Origin of the sequence: Streptomyces paradoxus (genome assembly GCF_014202475.1) — a bacterium.
Lineage (GTDB): Bacteria > Actinomycetota > Actinomycetes > Streptomycetales > Streptomycetaceae > Streptomyces > Streptomyces paradoxus.
The window spans coordinates 24,771-47,821 of the sequence record NZ_JACHGV010000018.1 but is presented as its reverse complement, the minus strand read 5'-3'; the positions used below and the strand labels follow the sequence as shown (position 1 = coordinate 47,821).

Annotated in this window: 17 protein-coding genes and 1 pseudogene; 6 read left to right on the top strand and 12 right to left on the bottom strand. The window is 71.0% G+C overall.

What is annotated here, in order from left to right; genetic code table 11:
• Nucleotide 1: 1 nt before the first annotated feature.
• Together HNR57_RS36400 and HNR57_RS36395 are read right to left on the bottom strand one after the other, a co-directional pair.
• The gene (locus HNR57_RS36400) at nt 2-1,321 is read right to left on the bottom strand and encodes a pyridoxal-phosphate dependent enzyme (RefSeq protein ID WP_184567194.1); all 1,320 of its coding nucleotides are present in this window, start codon (nt 1,319-1,321) and stop codon (nt 2-4) included.
• Nucleotides 1,318-2,784 (bottom strand): alanine racemase, encoded by a 1,467-nt coding sequence (locus HNR57_RS36395; RefSeq protein ID WP_184567192.1) that lies wholly within the window; start codon nt 2,782-2,784, stop codon nt 1,318-1,320. Before HNR57_RS36395 ends, HNR57_RS36400 begins: the two co-directional genes overlap by 4 nt.
• Nucleotides 2,785-3,366: 582 nt before the next feature.
• On the opposite strand from HNR57_RS36395, the gene HNR57_RS36390 reads away from it, so the two are divergent.
• The gene (locus HNR57_RS36390; protein WP_184567190.1) at nt 3,367-4,017 is read left to right on the top strand and encodes a hypothetical protein; all 651 of its coding nucleotides are present in this window, start codon (nt 3,367-3,369) and stop codon (nt 4,015-4,017) included.
• Nucleotides 4,018-4,021: 4 nt separating this feature from the next.
• Here HNR57_RS36390 and HNR57_RS36385 read toward each other — a convergent pair whose 3' ends face one another.
• From HNR57_RS36385 to HNR57_RS36375, 3 genes are all read right to left on the bottom strand, one after another.
• Entirely contained in the window at nt 4,022-4,567 is a 546-nt protein-coding gene (locus tag HNR57_RS36385; protein ID WP_184567188.1) for a DUF488 domain-containing protein, read from the bottom strand.
• 52 nt (nt 4,568-4,619) lie between these two features.
• Nucleotides 4,620-6,149 (bottom strand): type II toxin-antitoxin system RelB family anti-toxin, encoded by a 1,530-nt coding sequence (gene relB, locus HNR57_RS36380; RefSeq protein ID WP_184567186.1) that lies wholly within the window; start codon nt 6,147-6,149, stop codon nt 4,620-4,622.
• An 84-nt stretch (nt 6,150-6,233) separates the two neighbouring features.
• Entirely contained in the window at nt 6,234-6,434 is a 201-nt protein-coding gene (locus HNR57_RS36375) for a DUF4236 domain-containing protein (RefSeq protein ID WP_184567184.1), read from the bottom strand.
• A gap of 289 nt (nt 6,435-6,723) precedes the next feature.
• On the opposite strand from HNR57_RS36375, the gene acnA reads away from it, so the two are divergent.
• Nucleotides 6,724-9,441, top strand: a complete 2,718-nt coding sequence (acnA, locus tag HNR57_RS36370) for an aconitate hydratase AcnA (protein WP_313675779.1) — start codon at nt 6,724-6,726, stop codon at nt 9,439-9,441.
• A gap of 98 nt (nt 9,442-9,539) precedes the next feature.
• Here acnA and HNR57_RS36365 read toward each other — a convergent pair whose 3' ends face one another.
• The 6 genes and pseudogenes from HNR57_RS36365 to HNR57_RS36340 all read right to left on the bottom strand — a co-directional run bounded on the left by HNR57_RS36365 (nt 9,540) and on the right by HNR57_RS36340 (nt 18,519).
• Nucleotides 9,540-10,895 (bottom strand): ABC transporter substrate-binding protein, encoded by a 1,356-nt coding sequence (locus HNR57_RS36365; RefSeq protein WP_184567180.1) that lies wholly within the window; start codon nt 10,893-10,895, stop codon nt 9,540-9,542.
• Between the two features lie 86 nt (nt 10,896-10,981).
• Nucleotides 10,982-12,274, bottom strand: coding sequence for a sugar ABC transporter permease (locus tag HNR57_RS36360; RefSeq protein ID WP_184567178.1), 1,293 nt, complete (start codon nt 12,272-12,274; stop codon nt 10,982-10,984).
• Nucleotides 12,265-13,044: an ATP-binding cassette domain-containing protein gene (locus HNR57_RS36355; protein ID WP_161368807.1), complete on the bottom strand. Its 780-nt coding sequence runs from the start codon at nt 13,042-13,044 to the stop codon at nt 12,265-12,267. The genes HNR57_RS36360 and HNR57_RS36355 overlap by 10 nt, the downstream gene beginning before the upstream one ends.
• A 15-nt stretch (nt 13,045-13,059) precedes the next feature.
• Entirely contained in the window at nt 13,060-14,142 is a 1,083-nt protein-coding gene (locus HNR57_RS36350) for a substrate-binding domain-containing protein (RefSeq protein ID WP_184567176.1), read from the bottom strand.
• A gap of 485 nt (nt 14,143-14,627) precedes the next feature.
• Nucleotides 14,628-17,159 (bottom strand): annotated as a pseudogene (locus HNR57_RS36345) (SpoIIE family protein phosphatase); the annotation flags it as partial.
• 301 nt (nt 17,160-17,460) lie between these two features.
• Nucleotides 17,461-18,519 (bottom strand): lytic polysaccharide monooxygenase auxiliary activity family 9 protein, encoded by a 1,059-nt coding sequence (locus HNR57_RS36340; protein ID WP_184567174.1) that lies wholly within the window; start codon nt 18,517-18,519, stop codon nt 17,461-17,463.
• 457 nt (nt 18,520-18,976) lie between these two features.
• On the opposite strand from HNR57_RS36340, the gene HNR57_RS36335 reads away from it, so the two are divergent.
• On the top strand, nt 18,977-19,255 hold the full coding sequence (locus HNR57_RS36335) for a hypothetical protein (protein ID WP_184567172.1): 279 nt from the start codon (nt 18,977-18,979) through the stop codon (nt 19,253-19,255).
• 104 nt (nt 19,256-19,359) lie between these two features.
• Nucleotides 19,360-19,788 (top strand): MmpS family transport accessory protein, encoded by a 429-nt coding sequence (locus HNR57_RS36330; protein ID WP_184567322.1) that lies wholly within the window; start codon nt 19,360-19,362, stop codon nt 19,786-19,788.
• 158 nt (nt 19,789-19,946) lie between these two features.
• Here HNR57_RS36330 and HNR57_RS36325 read toward each other — a convergent pair whose 3' ends face one another.
• Entirely contained in the window at nt 19,947-20,945 is a 999-nt protein-coding gene (locus HNR57_RS36325) for an acetylxylan esterase (protein WP_184567170.1), read from the bottom strand.
• Nucleotides 20,946-21,176: 231 nt separating this feature from the next.
• Between HNR57_RS36325 and HNR57_RS36320 the strand changes: the two genes are divergently transcribed.
• On the top strand, nt 21,177-22,169 hold the full coding sequence (locus HNR57_RS36320; protein WP_184567168.1) for an ABC transporter permease: 993 nt from the start codon (nt 21,177-21,179) through the stop codon (nt 22,167-22,169).
• The gene (locus HNR57_RS36315) at nt 22,163-23,035 is read left to right on the top strand and encodes a carbohydrate ABC transporter permease (RefSeq protein WP_184567166.1); all 873 of its coding nucleotides are present in this window, start codon (nt 22,163-22,165) and stop codon (nt 23,033-23,035) included. Before HNR57_RS36320 ends, HNR57_RS36315 begins: the two co-directional genes overlap by 7 nt.
• Nucleotides 23,036-23,051 lie beyond the last annotated feature (16 nt).

Here is a 23,051-nt window from a genome sequence, read left to right as displayed (position 1 = left end):
GTCAGTCCCGCACCAGGGGAGCGCCCGCGTCCCGCCAGGCGATGATGCCGCCGGCCAGGCTGCGCACGTCGGGATGGCCCATCCGGGTCAGCAGCGCCGCGTACCGCGCGGACTGCTCGCCGACCGGGCAGGCCAGCAGCACCGGCCGGCTCCGGCTGAACGGCAGGCCGCCCCGCAGGAGTTCCGCGAACAGTTCGTCGACGATGTTGACCGAACCGTCGATGTGCAGCGCCGCGTACGCGTACGGGCTGCGCAGGTCGACCACCAGCGGCCGGCCGGTCTCCATCCAGCGCCGGGCCTCGGCCACGGTGACCGACGGCGCCCCGCCGACCTCGGCCTCGGACAGGTCGGCCGGCGAGTTCTTCCGGGGCGGCCGGCCCAGCAGATCGGGCCGCCGCTGCCGGACGTAGCCCAGATAGCTCTCCACCCGGTCGCAGACGATGAACACGGCGGTCCGCCGCTCCTCCGACTCCTCGTCCAGCGCCCGCAGATGGCGGACGGCGCCGAAGTAGGCCGCCCCGCCGGTGGGCCCGCCCAGGATGCCGCAGCGGCGGTTCAGGGTCAGCATCCCCTCGATCGCCTCGTCGGCGCTGACCGACTCCATCGTGTCGTACGTCTCCGGGTCGAACAGGCCCACCTCCTGCACCTCGTCGATGGTGCGGATCCCGGGGATGAAGTCGGACTTGGCCGCCACAAGACCGACCACCCGCACGGACGGGTCCTCCTCCCGCAGCGCGCGGGCGACGCCCGTCGAGGACCCGGCCGTGCCGACACAGGCGACGAACCAGTCCGGAACCCGGCCGTCCAGGTCCTTGACGATCTCCGGTCCGGTGCCGGTGAGGTGGGCCTCGGTGTTGCGCGGGTTGAAGTACTGGTCGGTGTGGAGATAGGCGCTGCCCGAGGCGGAGAGCGTGCGGTGGAACAGGGTCAGCGGATCGTCCGTGGCGGTCGGGTCCAGGCACTCGCTCTGCCCCGGCAGCTCCTCGATCTCCGCGCCGAGCAGCAGCAGGAGGTCCTTGATCTCCGGCACCCGCATCCGGTTGGTGACGCTCTTGAAGCCCAGGCCGTGCATGCCCGCGATGACCGCGAGGGCCTTGGCCGTGTTGCCGCTGGACAACTCGACCACCTGGCTGCCGTGTTCGACCGCCTCGGCCAGCAGGGGCCCCGCCATGCTCCAGGCGGCCCGGTCCTTGACCGAGCCGAACGGGTTGAGCATCTCCAGCTTGGCATACAGGTCGATGTTCCGAAGGCCGTGCACGGCCGGGTCTATCCGTACCAGAGGGGTGTTGCCTATCGCCTCGGTGATGCTGTCGTACCTCACTGAGCTCCCCTCGCGGGCGTGATCGGCCAGAACTGGTCGTCCAGGCACCAGCGCCAGGCGTCGCCGTCCTGCCAGGCCGCGACCTTGCCGGCGGCGGGCTGGTGCTGGGCGCGCGTGGCGTGGAAGTCCATGGCGTAACCGGCGGTGTTGGCGAAGGCCAGCAGGTCACCGGGTTCCGGGCGGCGCGGCAGGAACACCGTGCGCCGGGTGATCAGGTCGCTCTCCAGACAGAGGCTGCCGAAGAGGTGCACGGCGACCGGCCCGCCGTCCTGCCCGGCTCCGTCCCGGGGGACGACCACCGGGTCCATCAGCACGCCGTGGTCCTCCAGGGCGATGTCGTCCGCCTTGGCGGCCAGCCGTACGAGCAGTGGCCCATCGGCCTCCTCGCCGCGGACCTCCAGGACCCGCGCCAGAGAGAGTCCGCACTGGTCCAGCAGCGCCCGGCCGGGCTCGGTGTGCAGGTCGTACAGGTGCTCCAGCAGCAGCGAGGCCAGCGGGCGCCCACCCAGCGAGGCGGCGGGCTGGGCCAGCAGCTCGTCCAGGTAGGCGGCGCCGGCGACGGACCGGTGGGCGGGGTACAGACCGAGCGTGCCGCGCAGGGTGCCGGACTCGTCGCGCAGCCCGTAGCCGTGCCCGCCCCACGTCAAGGGCGGGCGCCGGCCGAGGACGGCCGCGGTCAGCGCGGTCGTGTACGCCTCCCACTGCTCGCGCTCGGCGAGATAGCTGACGCCGAACCCGCCACCCACGTCCACGGCCCGCGGCCGCAGCCCCCGGCTCCGGCACAACTCCAATGCGGCCAGGCTCCCTTCGAGGGCGGTCGCCTTCTCCGCGACGCTCGTCGTGTCCAGATGGAAGGCCACCCCGGCCGGATCGACCGCGTCGGCATGCCGCTCGACCGCCTCCAGCAGCAGCTCCAACTCCCGTACGGGCGTGCCGAAACGGCTGCGCCGGCTCAGCACCTTCACGCCCGGCGCCTCGAAGCCCGACAGCCGCAGCAGCACCCGCACCGGGGCGAGCGCGTGCTTGCGCACCAGGGCGGCGAGCTGGTCCAGTTCGGCGACGGCATCGACGCTGACCGTGACACCCGCACGGGCCGCCAGCCACAGGAACTCGGGGTTCTTCGGCCCCGTGGCCGTGATCCGGCCGGCGTCGAACCCGGCACCCAGCGCGCGCTGCAACTCGCCCAGCGACGCGACGTCCACACCCGCGTCCGTCGCGGCGAGCCGCCGCAGCAGCGCACTGGACCGGTTGGCCTTGTGGGCGTAGAAGACCTGCCCCGACAGACGGTGCGAGCGGTACACCGACCGGAACCGCTCCAGGTTCTCGGCGATCTGGTCCGGCACCACGACGTGCAGGGGCGAGCCGAGCGCGTCGACGAGCGAGTGCAGCGTGCCGTGCGCCGCCACGAGCGACCTCAGCCGTGGTTCCAGCCGCGGTTCGAGGTACAAGGGCCGGCCGTCCATGCGCGCTCCCCCTCCTGAGGCCGCCGCACCCGGCATCCGGGCACGTCGGACACTCCCCGCGTATCGCCGTATAGCCCATATCCATTCTTCGGTCGCTTTACGCCCTGTAAGGCCCGGGCCCGGACCTCGGCCGGTGTGAAGCGGATCACGGCCCGGGCCGCGGCGCGCGCCGGGCGCGAGGTGGCGGCGTCCGCGGTCCGCGGCTCGTCACGGGCACGCCCCGTGCGCCACGCATGCGCCTGACGCCCCGGGGGTACCGCGGCCGGAGACCGGCACCGACCCGTCCGAGGAGGGACGTGGGCGCCCCGGCTCCCGGCCCGGGTTCCACCCCGGCCTGAGCGTCCGTCAGGACGACGGCGCCGTACGCACCGCCGGCCCCTGGACCGGCCTGCTGGACCGCGCCCGCACCCTCCTCCTCCCCGCCGTCGCCGCCCGGAGGGTCTCGGGCTGCGGTAGCGGACCGGTGACATCCGGGACGGATCCGTAGCAGGTTCCCAGGGCAACGCATGCGGCCGGTGGCGGGTCGTACAGGGGGCAAGGGCGCAAGCCCGAGCACTCGACCGGGGGAACCGGGGGAAACCAATGGGGGAGACCATGAAGATCCGTACCCGAGGAATGCGCCAGAACCGAGGCATCCGCACCGCCGTGGCCGCGCTGGCGGCCGTCGCCGGTGTCGCCGCGGCCGCCGTCCCGGCCGTTGCCTCCACCGCACCGGCCTCCGCCACGCCCCGGTTCCTGGAGCCGGCCGAACTGCCGCCGCACCCGACCTCGCCCTGGTACGCCGGTCCGGTCACCGCCGGGCAGCCCGACCCGCTGCCGATGTGCGTGGGCGACGCGCTGCCGTCCATCACCACGCACCGGGACTACGGGACGGAGTACGACACGAGCGCCCAGCAGATCACGGTCGTGGAGCGCAGCGAACAGCGGGCGAAGGACTTCGCGAAACTGCTGCGCAAGGACCTCGCCGGCTGTGCGAAGAAGCTGATGCAGCAGGACCCGGACATCACGGCGACGCAGAAGTACTACGGCCGGCTGAACGTCGAGGAGGGCGCCGACGTCTACGGCATCCACACCGCCTCCGCCTGGGGCTCCTCCGACATCGGCCTCTTCTCGGTCGGGCGCGACGGCACGACCGTGACGGTCGTCCGCTGGGGCCAGATGGGCAACTTCCAGCACGCCCAGGTGGCGGACTTCAAGGCCACGACCGTCACGGCGGTGAACAAGCTGTACTGACGGCTCAGCCCCGGGGCGGCTCGGCGGGGGCGTCGTACACCAGGAGCCCGTCGTCGCGCAGACGGGCTCCCGGAGTCGGGCTGTGGGCGCTCAGGCGGCCGTCGTGCATGAGGTGGTGGGCCGGTACGCCACGGGCCAGCACCGCGAAGTCGGCGATCAGCCGGCGGTGGCAGCGCCACCAGACCGCCTCGCTGCACATCACGGCCGTACGGGCGCCCGCGGCCTCGTGCAGCAGGCGGTCCATCGCGCCGACGAACTCGGGGGAGCGGGTGTGGGCGGCGTAGCCGCGGAAGGACGCGTTGCGCCACACCACGTCCGGACTGTCCGCGGGCAGCGGGCGGAACCCGCCCAGCGCGGGTTCCCACCGGTAGCCGATCCCGGCATCCGGCAGCCACTCGGCGAGCCGCTCCCGCAGCAGGTCGGGGTCCCGCCGGCTGCCGGGAGCGGTCCGCACGTCCACGACGGCCGAAACCCCGGCACCGCGCAGCAGCCCGCCGATCCGGTCCCGCCCAGCGGTGCTGTGCCCGAAGGTCAGCAGGAGCGCGTCCACAGGGGCGGGCTTTCCCGTTCCGGCGAGCCCACACCTGAGGACGCGTTTCCGGTCAGATATCCCGGAACGTCTCGATCTGCGCCCCGATCAAGTTCAGCCGCTCCGCCAGGTCCTCGTACCCGCGGTTGATGACGTACACGTTGCGCAGCACCGACGTGCCCTCGGCGGCCATCATCGCCAGCAGGACGACCACCGCGGGGCGCAGGGCCGGCGGGCACATCATCTCGGCGGCGCGCCAGCGGGTCGGGCCCTCCACCAGGACGCGGTGGGGGTCGAGGAGCTGGAGGCGGCCGCCGAGGCGGTTCAGGTCGGTCAGGTAGATCGCGCGGTTGTCGTAGACCCAGTCGTGGATGAGGGTCTGGCCCTGGGCGACCGCCGCGATGGCCGCGAAGAAGGGGACGTTGTCGATGTTCAGGCCGGGGAACGGCATGGGGTGGATCTTGTCGATCGGCGCCTCCAGTTTGGAGGGCCGGACGGTGAGGTCCACCAGCCGGGTGCGGCCGTTGTCGGCGAAGTACTCGGGCGTGCGGTCGTGGTCGAGGCCCATCTCCTCCAGGACCGCCAGCTCGATCTCCAGGAACTCGATCGGCACCCGGCGCACCGTCAGCTCCGATTCGGTGACCACGGCCGCCGCGACCAGGCTCATCGCCTCGACCGGGTCCTCGGAGGGGGAGTAGTCCACGTCGACGTCGATGGTCGGTACGCCGTGCACGGTGAGCGTGGTCGTGCCGATGCCGTCGACCTTGACGCCGAGGGCCTCCAGGAAGAAGCAGAGGTCCTGGACCATGTAGTTGGACGAGGCGTTGCGGATGACGGTGATGCCGTCGTGCCGGGCGGCGGCGAGCAGCGCGTTCTCGGTCACCGTGTCGCCGCGCTCGGTCAGGACGATCGGGCGGTCGGGGCTGACCGCACGGTCGACCTGGGCGTGGTACTGGCCCTCGGTGGCGGCGATGTCCAGGCCGAAGCGGCGCAGCGCGATCATGTGCGGCTCGATCGTGCGCGTACCGAGGTCGCAGCCGCCGGCGTACGGCAGTTTGAAGTGGTCCATGCGGTGCAGCAGCGGGCCGAGGAACATGATGATGGAGCGGGTGCGGCGGGCCGCGTCCGCGTCGATCGCCGCCAGGTCCAGCTCGGCCGACGGCACGATCTCCAGGTCGACGCCGTCGTTGATCCACCGGGTGCGCACGCCGATGGAGCCCAGCACCTCCAGGAGGCGGTACACCTCCTCGATGCGGGCGACGCGGCGCAGCACCGTGCGCCCCTCGTTGAGCAGTGAGGCGCACAGCAGCGCCACGCACGCGTTCTTGCTCGTCTTCACGTCGATGGCACCGGACAGCCGGCGCCCGCCGACCACCCGCAGATGCATCGGACCGGCGTAGCCGAGCGACACGATCTCGCTGTCGAGGGCCTCCCCTATGCGCGCGATCATCTCAAGACTGATGTTCTGGTTGCCGCGCTCGATCCGGTTGACGGCGCTCTGGCTGGTGCCGAGCGCCTCGGCCAGCTGCGACTGTGTCCAGCCCCGGTGCTGCCGGGCGTCACGGATGAGCTTGCCGATGCGTACGAGGTAGTCGTCTGCCATGAGGCCGAGGTTATCTCAGATATGAGATGACTCCCGAACGGGGGGTCCGAACGGGTGACGGGACGTCAATCCCGCCCGGGGTCCTCAGCGTCGGCTCGCCCGCGTGGTGCGCCGCCACCCGAAAGGCCCGGGAAGGTCCATCGATGTCGTACGACGTCCCGTGCTGCTGCGGGTGTATCGGGGGCCGTTCTTTCCGCCGCCGGTGGTGATGGACCAGGAGCGCTTGTTGATGTTCAGGCGCACCCCCGGAAGGATCCGGAAACTCTTGCGGAACGTGAGCGGCATGCCTGTCTCCTCCTGCGTTGTGCGTGGATACGCGGTTCGGATACCTGGTTCGGATACCCGGGAAAAGGGCGCGCATGACCGCAGGGCGGGTGCCGGGGCATGACCATCCGGCGCTCGTGTATTAGAGTTATCTCGACATCGAGATATCTGCCGAGAGAGCACCGCAGCCGCACCCGCCATCGAATCCGGCGGTAAGGGTTACCTAACTTAGCCTTACCTTAGCGGATCGGCCAAGATGCCGTGGCGGCAGGATCGTGGTGGTACGCGCACATCAATGAAGGAGACTGTCGTGTCGGCGAACAGCTTCGACGCCCGCAGCACGCTGCAGGTGGGCGACGAGTCGTACGAGATCTTCCGGCTGGACAAGGTGGAGGGCTCGGCCCGCCTTCCCTACAGCCTCAAGGTCCTGCTGGAGAACCTGCTCCGCACCGAGGACGGCGCGAACATCACCGCCGACCACATCCGTGCCCTAGGTGGATGGGACTCGCAGGCCCAGCCCAGCCAGGAGATCCAGTTCACGCCGGCCCGCGTGATCATGCAGGACTTCACCGGCGTTCCCTGTGTCGTGGACCTCGCCACCATGCGTGAGGCCGTCAAGGAGCTGGGCGGCGACCCGGCGAAGATCAACCCGCTGGCGCCGGCCGAGCTGGTCATCGACCACTCCGTCATCGCCGACAAGTTCGGCACGAACGACGCCTTCAAGCAGAACGTCGACCTGGAATACGGCCGCAACAAGGAGCGCTACCAGTTCCTGCGCTGGGGCCAGACCGCCTTCGACGAGTTCAAGGTCGTCCCGCCCGGCACCGGCATCGTCCACCAGGTGAACATCGAGCACCTGGCCCGTGTCGTGATGGTCCGCGACGGCAAGGCCTACCCGGACACCCTGGTCGGCACCGACTCGCACACCACCATGGTCAACGGCCTCGGCGTGCTCGGCTGGGGCGTCGGCGGCATCGAGGCCGAGGCCGCCATGCTCGGCCAGCCGGTCTCCATGCTGATCCCGCGCGTCGTCGGCTTCAAGCTGACCGGCGAGCTCCAGGCGGGCACCACCGCCACCGACCTCGTGCTGACCATCACCGAGATGCTGCGCAAGCACGGCGTCGTCGGCAAGTTCGTCGAGTTCTACGGCGAGGGTGTCGCCGCCACCTCCCTGGCGAACCGCGCCACCATCGGCAACATGTCGCCGGAGTTCGGCTCCACCGCCGCGATCTTCCCGATCGACGACGAAACGATCAACTACATGCGGCTCACCGGCCGCAGCGAGCAGCAGCTCGCCCTGGTCGAGGCGTACGCCAAGGAGCAGGGCCTCTGGCTCGACCCGGCCGCCGAGCCCGACTTCTCCGAGAAGCTGGAGCTCGACCTCGCCACGGTCGTGCCGTCCATCGCCGGCCCGAAGCGCCCGCAGGACCGCATCGTCCTGGCGAACGCCGCCGAGCAGTTCAAGGCGGACGTCCGGAACTACGTCAACGACGAGTACGAGGCCAGCAAGGAGTCCTTCCCCGGCTCCGACGCGCCCTCGACGATCCCGAACGGCGCCCCGTCCAACCCGGTCACCGTGACCGCCCCCGACGGCACGTCGTACGAGATCGACCACGGCGCGGTGACGGTCGCGGCCATCACCTCCTGCACCAACACCTCCAACCCGTACGTCATGGTCGCCGCCGCGCTGGTGGCCAAGAAGGCCGTGGAGAAGGGCCTGACCCGCAAGCCCTGGGTCAAGACCACCCTCGCCCCCGGTTCCAAGGTCGTCACCGACTACTTCGAGAAGGCGGGCCTGACCCCCTACCTCGACAAGGTCGGCTTCAACCTCGTCGGCTACGGCTGCACCACCTGCATCGGTAACTCCGGCCCGCTGCCGGAGGAGGTCTCCAAGGCCGTCAACGACCACGACCTCGCGGTCACCTCGGTCCTCTCCGGCAACCGGAACTTCGAGGGCCGCATCAACCCCGACGTCAAGATGAACTACCTGGCGTCCCCGCCGCTGGTCGTGGCCTACGCGCTCGCCGGTTCCATGAAGGTCGACATCACCCGGGACGCCCTGGGCACCGACCAGGACGGCAACCCGGTCTTCCTGAAGGACATCTGGCCCTCCGAGGCCGAGGTGAACGAGGTCGTCGCCAACGCCATCGGCGAGGACATGTTCGCCAAGTCCTACAGCGACGTCTTCGCGGGCGACGCCCAGTGGCAGGCGCTGCCGATCCCGACCGGCAACACCTTCGAGTGGGACGCCGAGTCGACCTACGTCCGCAAGCCCCCGTACTTCGAGGGCATGGCCCACGAGCCGGCCCCGGTCGAGAACATCTCCGGCGCCCGGGTGCTCGCCAAGCTGGGCGACTCGGTCACCACCGACCACATCTCCCCGGCCGGCGCCATCAAGGCCGACACCCCGGCCGGCAAGTACCTCACCGAGCACGGTGTCGAGCGTCGTGACTTCAACTCCTACGGCTCCCGCCGAGGCAACCACGAGGTCATGATCCGCGGTACGTTCGCCAACATCCGCCTGCGCAACCAGATCGCGCCTGGCACCGAGGGCGGCTACACCCGCGACTTCACGCAGGCCGACGCGCCGGTGTCGTTCATCTACGACGCCTCGCAGAACTACCAGGCCGCCGGCATCCCGCTGGTCGTCCTGGCCGGCAAGGAGTACGGCTCCGGCTCGTCCCGCGACTGGGCCGCCAAGGGCACCGCGCTCCTCGGCGTCAAGGCCGTCATCGCCGAGTCCTACGAGCGCATCCACCGCTCGAACCTCATCGGCATGGGCGTGCTCCCGCTGCAGTTCCCGGAGGGCCAGTCGGCCGCGTCCCTCGGCCTCACCGGTGAGGAGACCTTCGACTTCACCGGCGTCGAGGAGCTCAACAACGGCACCACCCCGCGCACGGTGAAGGTCACCACCGACACCGGCGTCGAGTTCGACGCGGTGGTCCGCATCGACACCCCCGGCGAGGCGGACTACTACCGCAACGGCGGCATCATGCAGTACGTGCTGCGCAGCCTGATCCGCAAGTAAGCGGACCGTCACGGCAGTTCGCGGGCCGCGTTCCCGGGTGACCGGGGGCGCGGCCCTCGCCGTTCACGCGGCCCGCGCCCTCTCGCGGCGCGGGCGGGTCACTCGCCGCGGTACTTCGCCGCCGCGGCCTGGGCGAGGTCCTGCGACTTGTCCAGGGCCGCGTCCACCGACTGCCGCCCGGCGATGGCCGCGGCGATCTGCTCCGAGACCGCCGTACCCAGCACGGCGAACTCGGGGATGCTCAGGAAGCCGATGCCGTCGTAGGGGCGGGGGCCGACGCCGGGGTCCTTCGGGTCGGCGGAGTCCGTCGCCGCCGTGTACTCCTGCCGGTACCAGGCGCCGGCCGCCTGCTGGTACTCGGGCTTCTCGTAGAGCGACTTGCGGTTCCCGGCGGGGGCCGACGTCCAGCCCACCTCCCGGCCGACCAGCTCCTGGAACTCCTTGGAGGAGGCCCAGGAGATGAACTCCCAGGCGGCGTCCTTGTTCTCGGCCGCCTGCTGGATGCCCCAGGCCCAGGTCCACAGCCAGCCGGCCTTCTCGGTCCGGTCGTGCGGGGCCGGGACGTAGCCGACCTTGCCCTTGACCGCGGAACCGTCCGCCTCGATCGACGAGGCCAGCGACGTGGCGTCGTACATCATGGCGCACTTGCCCTGGACGAAACGGTCCAGGATCTCCAGCACGCCCATCCGCTCGGCGCCGGGCTGGCCGTGGGAGCGGAGCAGGCCGACGTAGAAGCCGACCGCCTTCCTGAACTCCGGTGAGGTCAGGCGGGCGTTCCAGTCCATGTCGTACCAGGCGCCGCCGAAGGTGTTGACGACCGTGTTGATCGGGGCGAGGTTCTGGCCCCAGCCGGGCAGGCCGCGCAGGCAGATGCCGCTCGCGCCGTCGGTTCCGTCGACCCGTGCGGCGAGGTCGGCGACCTGCTGCCAGGTCGGGTTCGGCGGCATCGTCAGCCCGTCCTTGCGGAACAGGTCCTTGCGGTACATCAGGAAAGAGCCCTCGCCATAGAAGGGCTCGGCGTAGAGCTTGCCGTCCTCCCCGGTCAGCGAGGACGCCAGGTTCGGGAAGACGTCGTCCTGGTGGAAGTCCTCGTCGGCCTTCACGTAGGAGTCCAGCGGGGCCAGCCAGCCGTTGGCGGCGTAGATCGGCACCTCGTAGGCGCTGACGCTGGCCACGTCGTAGCGGCCGGCCTGAGTCGCGAACTCGCGGTTCATTTCAACCCGCGCCTCGTTCTCCGGCAGCAGCGTGTAGTCGACGGTGATGCCGGTCTCCGCCGTGAAGTGCTTCTTGGTGAGCTTCTTGAGGGTCTGGATCTGCGGCACGTCCGTCGCGAGCACGCTGAGGTCGGTCTGCTCCTCCCCGCCGGGCAGATCGGTGTCACCGCATCCGGCGAGAACCAGACCGGCGGCGACCGCGGCGGCCACGGCCGCCTGGGTGAGGCGGCTGCGTTTCATGACATCTCGCCCTATACCCACCTTTGCCATTTGTTAGACATTCCGTAAGAAACAAACTAATGGGGCGGATGTCCCGCCTGTCGGAGTCATGGTCGGCCGCGTCTTGCCTGGGCGCGCCGGGACAGCGCGTCGGCCGCGACGGCGGCCAGCAGTACTCCGCCGGTGATCATGAACTGCACGGCGTCCTGGACCCCCAGCAGCCCCATGCCCGAGGCGATCGACTGGATCACCACCACCCCGAGCAGCACCGACCAGGGCGAGCCCCGCCCGCCGAACAGGCTCGTCCCGCCGATGACGGCCGCCGCGATCGCGTTGATCAGCAGCATCCCCGAACCGGCGGCACGCGCCGTCGTGGGGCTCGCCGACGTCAGCCCCGACGCCACGAACAGCCCGCCGACCGCGGCCAGCGTCCCCGACACCATGAACATCGCGATCCGCACCCGCTCCACCCCGATGCCGGCCCGACGCGCCGCCTCGACCCCGCCGCCGAGCGCGTACACCCGCCGCCCGTAGCGGGTGCGGCGGAGCACGTAGTCCGAGACGACCAGGACGACCAGGAAGATCAGCAGTGCGAGCGGCAGCCCCTGGAACCGGTTGAGGGTGTGGGCCCCGGCGAAGGCGACCACCGCGAGGAGACCGGTGCGCAACCAGATCTCGCCCCCCGGCCGGTAGGGCATCCCGGTCGCCCGGTGCCGGCTCCGCCGGCGGCGGGCGGCCAGGAAGTACCCGCCCGTGCCGAGCGCCGCGACCGCGTACGCCGCCAGCTCGTTGCCGAAGTGGTGGCTGGTCAGCGAGGCGACCAGGCCCTCCTCGTCGATGTTGATCGTGCCACTGGCTCCCAGCAGGTAGAGCGTCAGGCCGTTCCAGATCAGCAGCCCGGCCAGCGTCACCACGAACGCGGGCACGCCGAGCCAGGCGTGGAAGACGCCGTGGAAGGCGCCCACGGCCGTCCCGACGGCCACCGCCACGATCACCGCCAGCCACTCCGGCACCCCGTGGTTCACGTTCAGCACGGCGAACGCCGCCCCCGCCAGCCCGCTGACCGAGCCCACCGACAGATCGATCTCCCGGATCAGCAGGACGAAGACGATGCCGACGGCGACCAGCCCGGTCCCGACGATGTCCACGCTGAGGTTGGACAGGTTGCGCGGCGAGAGGAACTTGTCGTCCAGCCCCTGGAAGACGATCCAGATCACGATGAGACCGGCGATGACCAGGAGCGGCCCCCGCTCCCCGTCGCGCACACTGCCGCGGACGTCCAGGGCGTACTCCCGCAGGCTGTCCTGCCATCCGCGGGTGCGCTGCCCGCCGCCCGTGGTGACCGGTCCGGCGCTGCCCGGCCCGGCGTCCCGGTGCGGCCCGCCGCGGCTCACGGCCACGCCTCCTCGTCGCCCTTCGAACGATGGGCCACGGCGTTGTCCGCCGCCCCGGTGACGGAGGAGATGATCTGCTCCTGGGTCACCGTGCTCACGTCGAACAGTCCGTTGTTGCGGCCCAGCCGGAGCACCGCGACCCGGTCCGCGACGGCCTTGATGTCGCCCATGTTGTGGCTGATGAGGATGATCGCCATACCGCGGTCGCGCACCTCCTCGATGAGGTCGAGCAGATGGCTGGTCTGCTCCACGCCGAGGGCGGCGGTGGGCTCGTCGAGCAGCAGCACCTTGGGCGCGCCCATGAGAGAGCGGGAGATCGCCACGGCCTGCCGCTGTCCGGCCGACAGCGCGGCGACCGGCACCCGCACGTCCGGGATGCGGATCGACAGCGTGCGCATCAGGTCACGGGCACGGCGCTCCATCTCGACCTCGTCGAGGACACCCACCCGGTCGATCTCGCGGCCGAGGAAGAGATTGCCGACGACGTCCAGGTTGTCGCACATGGCGAGGTCCTGGTACACGGTCGCGATGCCCAGGGCGTGGGCGTCGTGCGGGCGTTTGATCTGCACGAGGCGCCCCTCCCACTCGATGACGCCCCGGTCGGCGGGGCTGACCCCGGAGATCACCTTGACCAGCGTGGACTTGCCCGCTCCGTTGTCACCGGCCAGGGCCACGACCTCACCGGCCCGGACCTGAAGGTCGACGTCGACGAGCGCCTGCACGCCGCCGAACCGCTTGGTGATGCCGCGCAACGCCAGTACGGGGGGATGGGCCACGGGGAACCACCTCGCTCACCGGGTGAGCCCGGCCCGGGCGCAGGCCGGGCGGAGCTCCGGGGTGCAGATCTGGTCGATGGTGTAGACACCGTCCCGGACGAGCGTCCGGCCGATCGTCTCGCGCGTCACGGCGGTCGGGTCGAGCAGCACCGCCGGGACGTTCTCGGTCGTGGGGCTGTTCACCCGCGCCGTGACCAGGGCGTCGACGTCGTTGCCGCGCGCCAGGGCGACGGCCATCGCGGCGGCCGACTCGGTCTCCTGCCGGAACGGCTTGTAGACGGTCATGTACTGCTCGCCCTTGACGATGCGCTGCACCGCGTCGAGGTCGGCGTCCTGCCCGGTGACCGGGGGCAGTGGTGAGACCCGGGCGCCCTTGAGCGCCGAGATGACGCCGGCCGCGATCGAGTCGTTGGCGGCGAGCACCCCGTCGATCCGGCTCGGGCCGAGGGCGCTGATCGCGGAGGACATGTGGTCGTGCGCGTTCTCCGTGCGCCACCCGATGGTGTCGTACGACTTCAGGATCCGCACCTCGTTCCGCAGGACGGCCAGGGACCCGCCCTCGTACCAGGCGGCGTTGGGGCTGGACGGGTCGCCGTTCATCATGACGATGCCGCCGCCGTCGGCCCTGGCTCCCATGCCCTGAAGGAGCGCCTGGCCCTGGAGCCTGCCGACCTGGGCGCCGTCGAAACTGACGAAGCCCGAGATCGGGCCCTCGGCGAGCCGGTCGTAGGCGACGACCGGGATGCCCTCGCGCTGCGCCGCGCGCACCGAGGAACGCAGGGCCTTGGGGTCGACGACGTCCAGGAGCAGGGCCGAGACGCCCCGGGTGATCATGGATTTCATCTGCTGCCGCTGGCTCGCCGCGTCGTTCTCGGCGTTGGCGTACACGAGCGTGCATTCGGGGCACAGCTCCTTGACCCGCTTCTCGATCAGGGGCCTGTCGGACTTCTCCCAGCGGGGCACGGCCCGGCTCGGCAACAGCAGCCCGATGGTCAGCTCACCCCCGCCCTCCGCGCCGCTGTCGGAACACGCGGCGAGGGACACGGCCAGGAGGAAGGCCAGCAGTCCGGCGGCGCCGCGCACGGCGAGACCACGCATCAGGGACCTCCCTCGTGCGGCCGCTTCCGGCGCGGGGGCGGGTCCGCGGCACCGTCGCCGATGTGCTCCATGGCCCGGTCGAGGCCCACGGCCTGCTCGCCCTTGCGGCCTGCCGCCTGCCCGCCGTGGCGGTCCTCGGCGCGGTTGCCGTCGCGGTCGGTGGCGTGCTCGTCGTGACGGCCGGGGGCGTGGTCGGCATGGCGGTCGGTGGCGCTGTCGTGGTCCCGCTCCGGGGCGCGGTCGTCGGTACGGTCCGCTGCCCGTTCGTCGGCACGGTCCGCTGCCCGGTCGTCGTCGCGGTGCGCTGCCCGGTCCGCGCCACGGTGCCGTCCCTGGTCGCGCGACCTGCGGCGGTCCCGGTTCCGGCCCAGGCCCCAGCCGCGGTCCCGGCCCAGGCCCCAGCCGCGGCCCGGCTTCCGCTCCTCCTCGTCTCCCTCCGGCTCGGCCTCCGGTTCCTCGTCCGGCTCCTCGCCGGGTTCCGTTCCCCCTTCCGGACGGGTGACGACGATCTCGCTCCAGACCTGCTTGCCGCCGCCCACCGGCACCGAGCCCCAGGCCGCCGACAGGGCCTCGACCAGGAAGAGCCCACGGCCGCCCGTCGACTCCCAGTCCACGACCACCGGCTTGGCCGGTGCCCGGGGCGAGGAGTCGCTCACGGTCACCCGCAGCCGGTCCGCCGCCAGGGTCAGCTCCACCCGGACCGCGCCCTGAGTGTGCACCAGCGCGTTCGTGACCAGCTCCGACACCACCAGCAGGACGGTGTCGGCCTCGGCCGAGATCCCCCACGAACGCAACGTGCGCGCACTGAACCGGCGCGCGTGCATCACCGCATCCGGCAGCCGCCACACCACCCAGCCCGTCCGCACGGGCCGTACCCGCATCCCGTCGTAGCGCAGCAGCAGCACCGCCACGTCGTCCTCACGGCGCCCGGCCTCGCCGAGCAGCTCGTCGGCCATCCGCCCCGGCTCGGCGGGATCGGCCGCCGCGAGCGCCTGGCGTACGAGCCGCATCCCCTCGTCGACCTGCAGATCGGCCGACTCGACCAGGCCGTCCGTGACCAGCGCGAGCACCGAGCCCGGAGCGAGCGCGAGCGCGGTGAGGGGGAAATCCGCGTCCGCGAGGACGCCCAGCGGGAGCCCGCCCTCGACCGCGATCTCCGCGGTGCCGCCGTCGGGGTGCCGCACCAGCGGCGCCAGATGCCCGGCCCGCACGAACAGCGCGTTGCCCTCTTCCATGTCCAGTTCGACGTAGCAGCAGGTGGCGAACAGGTCGGTCTCCATGCCGACGAGCAGCCGGTTGGCGTGCGCGACGACCACGTCCGGGGGATGCCCCTCGACGGCGTAGGCCCGGACCGCCGTACGCATCTGGCCCATGATCGTCGCGGCCCCGGCGCTGTGCCCCTGCACATCCCCGATGACCAGCGCCACCTTGTTCTCCGACAGCGCGATCACGTCGTACCAGTCGCCTCCCACCTGGAGACCGCGCCGGGCGGGCAGATAACGGGCCACGGCGGTGCCCCCGGGCAGCTTGGGGAGCCGGCGCGGCAGCAGGCTGCGCTGGAGCATCGTCGCGAGCTCCTGCTCGGCATCGTAGGCGTGCGCGCGCTTCAGGGCCTGCCCGACCAGACCCGCCGTGGCGGTCAGCAGGGCCCGTTCCTCGGGGGCGAAGTCGTGCGGGGGGTCCCAGCCGACCAGGCACACCCCGGCCACCCCGTTCTTGGCCGGCAGCGGCAGTACCGCGAGTCCGCCGGGCCCGATCCCCGCGAGCCCCGGTTCCAGCGCGGAACCGGCCGGCCACAGGCTCACCCGCCCGTCCCGCAGCGCCGCCTGGAGCGTGGGCAGGGCGGTGACCGGCGCGTCGGGCCACTCCGAGCGCCACTCGCGGCGCCACAGCTCCGGCCAGGCACCCGCACCCGGCGGATCGAGCACGGTGACCGCCAGCCGGTCCTCCAGCAGTTCGGCGAGCGCCACCCGGTCGGCACCCAGCGGCTCGCGGAGCGCGGCGACCACCACACGGCTCACGTCCCGGACGGTCATGGCGTCGTCGAGCGCGGCCGTCAGCCACTGGACCCGGGCGACGTCGCTGGCGCTGCGGCGCAGCACGGGAGCCGCGCTCACCACGCCCAGCACCCGCTCCGGGGTGCCTTCGGGCCCCTTCATCACCCGGCAGCTCAGCCGCAGCCAGCACAGTTCACCGGTGGGCCGCCGGATGCGGAAATCCAGCTCACGCCGCCCGGGCGTCTGCGCGGACGGCTCGATGACCGACATCAGCGCGGGGACGTCCTCCGGGACGCTGTACGAGAGCAGCGTGTCGGTCTTGCCGTCGAAACCGCCCTCGGGGATGCCGACGAGTTCGAGCAGCGCCGGGTCGGTCTCGACCAGCCCGGTCCCGGGCGACAGGGCGAAGGACCCGACCCCCATGGCGCGCAGGGCCGAATCCAGCAGCGGCGAGGGCGCCGACCGGTCCGCCTCGCCCCGCAGCCGTTCGGCGACGGCCGCGGCGTACCGCTCCAGGAACTCCCGCTGCTCGGCCCCGAACCCCTCCCCGGCCTCTCCCACCACGACGAGACATCCCAGCCACCCGCCCGCGGCCCCGAGCGGCAACGCCCCGAGCGGGGCGGAGGCGGCTGCGCCTTCCTCGCGCCCGAGCACCACACCGGCGAGCCACACGGCCCGCCCCCGCACAAAGGCCTCCGCGACGGCCGGGCAGCCGCCTCCGGTGCCCGAGGCGGGGGAGCCGAGGGAGACGGCACGTGGCTCCGGCCCGGGGGAGGTGCTCGCCGCCACCCGTCCCGGCAGCCGGTACCGCTGCTCGGACTCGGCCCCCGCCGACTCCACCAGCCGCAGCTCCGCCCCGTTCTCACCGCGCACGTACACCGCCGCCAGCGCCACGCCCGCGAACGCCAGCAGCCGCGCCCGCGCGGCCGGCTCCGGAGCGGGGCGAGGCGGACCGGTGCCCCCGTTCCCCGGCACCCGAAGACCGGGGACCGCGGCCCGGGCATCGCCGTAATGGGGCATGTCCGCATCCACCTCCCGTCCATGCCGCAGCCACCGGCAGGTGGGAGTCCCCGGAACTCAGGCGACGACGACGCGGGCACGGGACCGGCGGCGCGGCGTCGCGCCTCCCATGGCGGATCCACGCCGCACATGAGCGGCAGGGCACCCACACACAGAATCGCACACCTGGATAACCGCGACATATGGGGCGAACGGACCGGCTCGGTCAACACCTCTCCCGGGTTCCGATCACACACCCGCCTCACCACAGCGGGCCCGGTGACCGGACTCTCCGGTCACCGGACCCGCCCCGTCCGACGCGTCAGCCCACCCGGCAGGGCAAGGCGCTCGTGCTGTCGCCGCCCGGCCCGGAGACGACGTAGCCGAACGTCGTGCTCTTGCCCGGGGCCAGGGAGCCGTTCCAGCCGGCGTTGTGGACCATCACCGCCTGGCCGTTGTAGGTCGCGCTGCCGCTCCAGAGGCTCTCGACCTTCTGGCCCGCCGGGAGCCGCCAGTCGACCATCCAGCCGAGCATCGGGACCGTGCCGGTGTTGGTGACCGTCACCTCGGACTGGTAGCCGCCGTTCCAGGTGCCCGTGGTCTTGCGGGTGGCCGTGCAGGTGCCGGGCACCGGCTCGGTCGGGTTGCCCGGCTCCTTGATGCCGGTCACCTCGCCGTTGCCGCCGTCGAAGACGACGTCGGAGCAGGAGTAGAAGGTCTCCTGGCTGTCGGAGCGCTGCCAGACCATGTAGATGATGTGGCGGCCCGACTTGCCCTCGGGGAGCTTGCCGGTCCAGGAGTAGTTGGCCTCGACCGTGCCCGGGGAGCCGTTCAGCGGCGGGTGGTCGACGCTCAGGAACGGCCGGTCCTCGATGTCGTTCCAGGTGAGCGTCTTGGTCGGGTCGAAGCCGTCCTTGGTGATGTAGACGTGGAACCAACCCGGGTGCGCCGCCCAGGCGTTGTACGAGAAGTCGACCGTCGCGCCGGAGGTGAGATGGGTGAGCGGCCAGTCCTTGCTGGGCGTGTTGAACCCGGTGAAGTTGGTGTTGCCGCCGCTGCACAGCTCGCCGTCCGGCACGAAGCCCTTGGTGCGGCCGGCGCCGTCCGAGCGCAGTACGGAGAACCAGTTGTAGAACGGCGTGGTGCCGCTGACCTGCTGCGCACCCCGGCACGCGGGGTTCACCGGCTTGATCTCACCGGTGTCGGTCAGCCCGTCCTGCCAGCACAGGAACGTCCGGCTGCCGGGCTTCATGGGTGTGCCGTGCGCCTCCGCCTCACCCCCGGCCGTCATGACCAGGCCGACGGCCGGGACGGTGACGAGGAGGGAGAGCAGCACGAGGAAGAGGGCTCTGGTCCGGGCGGCGAGTGATGAGCGGGGCATCGTGGATCCTCCCGGCTTGCTTGTCAGGATCATGACAGCACCGTCCGTTCGTGGGGGTACGGACCTGCGGATGTACGTGCGCCGGTGAGCGGGATGGGAGCGACTCGGGGGCGGGTTCCGGTCCACCGACATGGGAGCGCTCCCACCCCGCCTGTTGCGGAAGTTAGCGCCCGGCGGCTCAGATGTAAACGGTTCTCGCGGTAGTGCGTCGGCGGAGGTCCCGTCCCTTGGCGGCGATGCGCGTTCCGTGCCCGTGCGGGCGCGGTCGTCGGCAGGTCTGAGCCAGGCTCGGCGGACGACTCCCGCGCCCGGTGCGGGGGCCCCGGTCTGCCGGCCGGCGCGACGGCCGGAACGGCGTGCGAACCCGTTCGGGTGACGAACGGTGCGCGCTTGCGTCGCGGTCCTCGCAGACTGCGGATAAGCGCCCGGCCCGGCCGGTGGAGAGCAGGAGGCGGTCATGACATGCATGCCGAATGAGGACGTCGAGTTCCACGACGCGATCAAGGAGGTCTTCCGCAGGTACCCGGAGGCGCAGGGCAAGTACGCGCTGTCCAGTCTTGCCCTGGAGAACCAGATGAAAATCGACTTCAGTGAGAAGGTCGGGGTCTCCCGGGTCGAAGGCGACAGAATCATCACCGAATTCCGCGACCGGAAGTCGGTGGTCAGGATGCAGCTCTGCCTGAAGTGGAACTTCGACTACACCGAATGCCTGCACTGGGAAGAGGCGCCGGAGTAAGCACGTGCGACGAGCCGTCAGTCCCTCTGTCCGGCCCACGAGGCCGCCGTGCAAAGGAAGTTGACTTTGCTTTCCCTTTGGGGTTGGCTGCGGATTCGACCATCATGATCCGGGGGGATCCTTTGAACCGCACCATCCGTGCAGCCGTCTGCTCCGTCGCAGTGACCGGTCTCGCGTTCGGCCTCAGTTCCTGCTCCGAGGCGGTCGACCAGGTCGACAAGGCCGTGGACGAGACGTACGAGGTCACTTACGAGGTCACGGGGAAGAACATCGACTCGATCGAATTCCACGGCGGCGGGGGCAAGGCCATGGAACCGAAGATCGAGTCGGTGTCGAAGCCCAAGCTGCCCTGGAAGAAGACCGTCACGCTGCGCGGCATCATGCCCGCGGCGGTCATGCCGGTCGCCGCGGACCCCGAGGGCTCCCAGGTCACCTGCAAGATCATCCACAAGGGCAAGGTGCTTGAGGAGCAGAGCACCGACGGCCTGGTGACCGCCGGCGGCTGCACCGCGGAGTCCCCGATCACGGGATGAACCGGGGGCCGGACCGGTGGAAGGCGCGGCCTGCGGGCCGCGCCTTCCACGTTCGTCGGCTGCACCGGCGACCTCGGTGCTCTTCCACCGCTTGAGCGAGTCCGGCCGTCACGGCCTCTCCTGAGGCACCCGCCCCAGCCGGCGGCCGCTTGTCATGATCACCGGTGCCGGCCGTCCAAGACCTCTTCCAGCCAACCGAGTTGACGCCGCACCTGCACCGCGTCACCCCCCTCGTGCCCGTTGAACGGATACGCGTGGATCTCCCTGCGCGGGTCCGCCCCCGTCAGCTCGGCGTACCGGTTGAAGGCGGCGTACGTCCCGCTCGGCGGGCACACCGTGTCCCGCAGTCCCACCCCGAAATGAGCCGGAGCCCGCGCGCGGCGGGCGAAGGAGACGCCCTCGACGTAGGACAGGGTGCGATAGGCCGCGTGCTCGGCGCCCCGGTGGACGGACAGGTACGCGGCGATCTCGCCGTAGGGGCCCGCGTCGGTGAGGTCGAGGGCGCGGCGGATGCCGCACAGGAGCGGGGCGGTGACCAGTACGGCCGCCAGGTCCGGGACGAGCCCCGCGACAGCCAGGGCCAGCCCTCCGCCCTGGCTGTTGCCGACCGCCACGGTCCGCGCCGGATCGACGCCGGGCAGCCCCCGCACCGCCGCGACCGCGCGCACCGCGTCCGTGATCAGACGCCGGTAGTGGTAGTCCGCGGCGCCGAGCAGCCCGCGCACCGCCGGCCCGGGCCCGCCCGGCGCGAGGGCGTGGGGATCGGGCGTGTCACCGCCGCACCCGTACTGATCGCCCTGGCCGCGGTTGTCCATGAGCAGGTGCGCGTGCCCGGCGTTCACCCAGGTGAGGCGTTCGTGGGGGAGCCCCCGGCCGCGCCCGTACCCGGCGAACTCGACGACGGCCGGGAGGAGTTCGCCGACCCCGGCAGGGCGGCTGAACCACGCCCGCACCGGGTCGCCCGCGAAACCCCGGAACGTCACGTCCCAGGTCCGCGTCAGCCGCAGCCCCGTCTCCACCGGCCGCACCGACAGCAGGGGGTCCGCCTGCCCGGCCTCCTTCAGCGTGCTCGTCCAGAACGCGTCGAAGTCGGCGGGCTCCTCGATGTCCGGGCGGTGGCGCTCCAGTTCTGGCAGGGGCAGGTCGAACGCGGGCACGGCGGCACCTCGCAGGAGTCGGTGGTCATCCGGAAACTTGCGACGGGAAAGGGCGGTCGGCCTCTGCGGTCTACCCAGCTTCGACGGCGTTCCAACGCGCCTCAGGTGCCCCGTCCGAGTCCCGCAGCACCCATTGACAGCGCTTTCTGCTGCCCATAGGTTGCCGCGAAGTTACCGGTAGAAGCTCGAAAGTTTCGGTTCCGCGTCCCATGCCCACGGGAGGCCCGAGCAATGAGCACGTCCACCACACCGGCCCCGCCGGGCACCCAGGACCCGCCTCCGGCCCGGGCCGCACCCCGCCGCGGCAGCCGGGCGCCCGCCCGGACCGGCTGGCGGCGGGCGCTGCGCCGTGACTGGCAGTTGTACTCGCTGGCGATCCTGCCGCTGTTGTTCTTCCTGGTCTTCCGCTATCTGCCGATGATCGGCAATGTGATCGCGTTCCGGCGTTTCGAGCCCGGAGGGTCGATCTTCGGCGAGGAGTGGGTGGGGCTGCGCTATGTGCAGATGTTCCTCAACGACCCCACGTTCTGGCAGGTGTTCCGCAACACCTTGTGGATCGGCGGGCTCACGCTGCTGTTCTGCTTCCCGGTCCCGATCGTGCTGGCGCTGCTGCTGAACGAGGTGCGCCGGCGCTCCCTGAAGCGGTTCGTGCAGTCGGTTTCGTACCTTCCGCACTTCCTGTCGATCGTCATCGTCGCGGGCATCACCCTGCAGATGCTCGCCGGCGACGGACCCGTCAACCACGTCCTCGGCTGGTTCGGCCACGATCCCGTCCGCTTCATCCAGGAACCCGAGTGGTTCCGCACGATCTACGTGGGCTCGGAGATCTGGCAGACCGCCGGCTGGGGCACGATCCTCTACCTCGCCGCGCTCACCACGATCGACGAGGACCTGTACGAGGCGGCGCGGATCGACGGCGCCAACCGCTGGCAGCAGATCTGGCACGTCACCCTGCCCGGCATCCGCCCCACCATGATCACGCTGCTGATCCTCAACGTCGGCACCTTCATGGCGGTCGGGTTCGAAAAGGTCCTGCTGCTGTACAACCCGCTGACGTATCCGACCGCCGACGTCATCTCGACGTACGTCTACCGGGCCGGTGTGGAGTCCAACAGTTTCAGCTACGCCGCCGCCATCGGACTGTTCGAGGCGGTCATCGGCCTGGTCCTCATCACCTCGGCCAACCAGCTCTCGCGTCGCACGGTGGGAACGAGCCTGTGGTGAAGCCGAGCCGCTCCTACCGGGTCTTCCAGGGCGTCAACGGGGTGATTCTCACCCTCGTGGTGCTGGTGACCCTGTATCCCTTCGCCAACATCCTCGCGCGCTCCTTCAGCGGGGAGCGGCAGATCCGGGCCGGTGAAGTGACCCTGCTGCCGAAGGGGTTCAACCTCACCACGTACAGGATCGTGTTCCGGGACTCGATGTTCTGGCGGAACTATGGCAACACCGTGCTGTACACGGTCGTGGCGACGGCCGTGGCCATGGTGCTGACGACGTGTTACGCCTACGTGCTGTCGAAGAAGCACCTCAAGGGCCGTGGCGTGCTGGTCGGCATCGCCGTGTTCACCATGTTCTTCACCGGCGGCCTCATCCCCAACTACATCCTGGTCACCAACCTCGGCCTGAAGAACAGCGTCTGGGCGATCGCCCTGCCGAACGCGATCAGCGTCTTCAACCTGCTGGTGATGAAGGCCTTCTTCGAGAGCCTGCCGACCGAACTGGAGGAGGCCGCGCAGATCGACGGCCTGAGCACGTACGGCGTCCTGCTCAGGATCGTCCTGCCGCTGTCCAAGGCGGTCGTGGCCACCATGGTGCTCTTCTACTCGGTGTCCTTCTGGAACTCCTGGTTCAGCGCGTTCCTCTACATGGACCGCACCGATCTGATGCCGGTCACCGTCTACCTCCGCAACCTCATCCAGGGCGCCACCGGCGGCGGCAACGCGGGCGCGGGCACCGAGCAGCTCAGCCAGGTCGCCGCGAACATCCAGTCCGTCACCATCGTGCTCACCGCCCTGCCGATCCTCTGCGTGTACCCGTTCGTCCAGCGCTACTTCGTCTCGGGCGTGATGCTCGGCGCGGTCAAGGGCTGACGCCGCCGCCTCCTCA

Excerpts from the sequence above, each read along its gene's own strand:
- HNR57_RS36320 (WP_184567168.1), top strand. The coding sequence starts at position 21,177 with ATGAGCACGTCCACCACACCGGCCCCGCCGGGCACCCAGGACCCGCCT.
- relB (WP_184567186.1), bottom strand. The coding sequence starts at position 6,149 with ATGGCAGACGACTACCTCGTACGCATCGGCAAGCTCATCCGTGACGCC.
- HNR57_RS36335 (WP_184567172.1), top strand. The coding sequence starts at position 18,977 with ATGACATGCATGCCGAATGAGGACGTCGAGTTCCACGACGCGATCAAG.
- HNR57_RS36395 (WP_184567192.1), bottom strand. The coding sequence starts at position 2,784 with ATGGACGGCCGGCCCTTGTACCTCGAACCGCGGCTGGAACCACGGCTG.
- HNR57_RS36375 (WP_184567184.1), bottom strand. The coding sequence starts at position 6,434 with ATGCCGCTCACGTTCCGCAAGAGTTTCCGGATCCTTCCGGGGGTGCGC.
- HNR57_RS36340 (WP_184567174.1), bottom strand. The coding sequence starts at position 18,519 with ATGCCCCGCTCATCACTCGCCGCCCGGACCAGAGCCCTCTTCCTCGTG.
- HNR57_RS36350 (WP_184567176.1), bottom strand. The coding sequence starts at position 14,142 with ATGCGTGGTCTCGCCGTGCGCGGCGCCGCCGGACTGCTGGCCTTCCTC.
- HNR57_RS36390 (WP_184567190.1), top strand. The coding sequence starts at position 3,367 with ATGGGGGAGACCATGAAGATCCGTACCCGAGGAATGCGCCAGAACCGA.
- HNR57_RS36330 (WP_184567322.1), top strand. The coding sequence starts at position 19,360 with ATGATCCGGGGGGATCCTTTGAACCGCACCATCCGTGCAGCCGTCTGC.
- HNR57_RS36365 (WP_184567180.1), bottom strand. The coding sequence starts at position 10,895 with ATGAAACGCAGCCGCCTCACCCAGGCGGCCGTGGCCGCCGCGGTCGCC.